This window comes from Cellulomonas septica (assembly GCF_012396155.1).
Lineage (GTDB): Bacteria > Actinomycetota > Actinomycetes > Actinomycetales > Cellulomonadaceae > Cellulomonas > Cellulomonas septica.
This window is the reverse complement of record NZ_JAAXOY010000697.1, coordinates 1-1,833: the sequence shown is the minus strand read 5'-3', so window position 1 is coordinate 1,833 and position 1,833 is coordinate 1. Positions and strand designations below refer to the sequence as shown.

Sequence of the window (1,833 nt, the reverse complement as noted above, 5' to 3'; positions counted from 1 at the left end):
CTTCACCCCCGGAGCGCCGGCCGGCACGCCTGAGCCTGTCGCGGGGGTGCCCGTCGCGTCACCCGCCCCGGCGTCACCGTCGGCAGCCACGCCCTCGGTCGTCGTGCCCGTCGACGAGCGGTCGACCCCGCGTCGCGGCCCCGCGCGCTGGTACGCGCTCGCCGCCGCGGTCGCGATCGGTGCAGCCGTGCCGGGCGCGCTGCTCGTGCAGCAGGTGAACCACACGCGTCAGGTCCAGGCCGAGCAGCAGCAGGTCGCGGACCTGCTCACCGACCCGTCCGCCGTGCTCGTGCACCAGGACGTGGCCGACGGCGGCGACGTGACGGCGATCCTCACGGACACACGGGCCGTCTTCACGGCCGAGAACCTGCCCGACCCCGACGACGACCGCGTCTACCAGCTGTGGGTCGTCCGGGAGGGGCAGCCGCTCTCCGCGGGCGTCATGACGAGCGACGACGGGACGGTCCGGCAGTTCGCCGACGACTTCGCCCCGGGTGACGCGCTCGCCGTGACGGTCGAGCCGGCCGGCGGCTCGGAGCAGCCGACGAGCGACCCGATCGTGGTCCTCGCCGCGGCCTGACGCCGCTCCGCGCCGCGGCCCGACGGCGGCCTGACGCCGTTCTGCGCCGCCCGACGTCACCGGGCGTCTCGCCTGCCAGGGACCCGCCGTCGTCGGACGCGGACGGTCGGAGGACGACGAGAGCCCCCTCGCCGCAGGAGGCGAGGGGGCTCCGTGCTCCCCGGCGGGCACCATGTCCGGGCACCACGCGGGTGCCCCCACCGGGGAGCGGGACGGTCCGGCACCGCAGGCACCGGACCGAGCCGTCACATCGTCGGCATGAGCACCGAGTCGATGAGGTAGACGGTCGCGTTGGCGGTGTGGACACCGCCGCAGACGACCTTGGCGTCGTTGACCATGAGGTCGTCGCCCGAGCCGGTGACCTCGACGGTGCCGCCCTGGACCGTGGTCTGCGTCCCGACGACCTGGTCGGGCGTGAGCTGACCGGGCACGACGTGGTACGTGAGGATCGACGTGAGCGTCGGGGTGTCGGTCTTGAGCCCCTCGATGGTCGCGGGGTCGATCTTGCCGAAGGCGTCGTCGACGGGCGCGAACACCGTGAACTCGTCGCCGTTGAGCGTGTCGACCAGGTTGACGTCGGGGTTGAGCTGGCCCGAGACGGCGGCGGTGAGGGTCTTGAGCATCGGGTTGTTCGACGCGGCGACCGCCACGGGGTCGGTCGACATGCCCATGACCGAGCCCGGCCCGTCGGGGACGGCGGCGGCGTAGTCGGCACAGCCGGGGCCGACGAGGTCGGCGGCGGGGTCGGCGGTCATCATCCCGTCGTCCTCGGGCGTCGACTCCTCCATGGGCGTCTGCTCCATGGTGGCCGTCTCGTCGGCGCCGGCCGTGTCGTCGCCCGAGGAGCAGGCGGTGAGGGTGAGCCCGGTGACACCGGCGAGCAGGACCGCGGCGACGCGGGTGCGGGTGGTGGTCTTCATGGTGGTTCCCTCCTGAGTCCTGAGGGAGCGGCCCGGTGCCCGGTGGCTCCCCTGTCGAGGGTGGTTCGGGGCCGTCGACGGGGTGGATGGGTGCGGATGTCGACGATTTCTCGACGCGCCCACGACCCATCCGCGGACGGCCCCGGCGGCGAACGTCGGGCATGGACCTGCTCACGCTCGCGCTGATCGGCCTGGTCGGCGGCCTCGTCACCGGCATCTCGCCGTGCATCCTCCCCGTGCTGCCCGTCGTGCTCGTCGCGGGTGCGACGGGTTCGTCGCGTGCGGCCGGGCCGCCGGGGAGCGCGTCGTCGCGCCGGACGCGGCCGCGCGTCG

2 protein-coding genes are annotated in these 1,833 nt (G+C 74.4%); one reads left to right on the top strand and one right to left on the bottom strand.

What is annotated here, in order from left to right; translation table 11 throughout:
* Window positions 1–580 (top strand): anti-sigma factor (locus HGA02_RS18260; RefSeq protein ID WP_210728787.1); only part of this gene is annotated, 580 nt, incomplete at its 5' end.
* 245 nt (window positions 581–825) lie between these two features.
* On the opposite strand, the gene HGA02_RS18255 is transcribed toward HGA02_RS18260, so the two are convergent.
* The gene (locus HGA02_RS18255) at window positions 826–1,500 is read right to left on the bottom strand and encodes a fasciclin domain-containing protein (RefSeq protein ID WP_168680722.1); all 675 of its coding nucleotides are present in this window, start codon (window positions 1,498–1,500) and stop codon (window positions 826–828) included.
* Between the last annotated feature and the right edge of the window lie 333 nt (window positions 1,501–1,833).